1 protein-coding gene is annotated in these 263 nt (G+C 71.1%); it reads right to left on the minus strand.

Annotated features, from left to right (window positions below):
* Nucleotides 1-263: ABC transporter substrate-binding protein (locus AC0L28_RS34840; RefSeq protein WP_473483035.1), on the minus strand; the 263-nt coding region annotated here is incomplete at both ends.

Below are 263 nucleotides of genomic sequence, written 5' to 3' on the forward strand. Positions count from 1 at the left end.
GGGTGTAGGAGGACGGGTCGCTGTTGGTGATGGCCGACATGTAGTCGGCCTGGCGCACCGCCGTCAGCACCGCCAGCCGCAGCTTGGGGTTGTTGAAGGGCGGGTGCAGCGCGTTGAAGCGGATCAGCCCCACATAGCCGTTGGGGTCGCCCTGGCCCACCGTGATGCCGCGCGTGCGGCGCAGGGTGGGCACGGTGTCGGCCAGGGCCTGCTCCCACCAATCCACCTCGCCGTTCTGCAGCGCGGCCAGCGCCGTCGCGCTG

The sequence above is a fragment of the Mesorhizobium sp. WSM4847 genome (assembly GCF_055811335.1).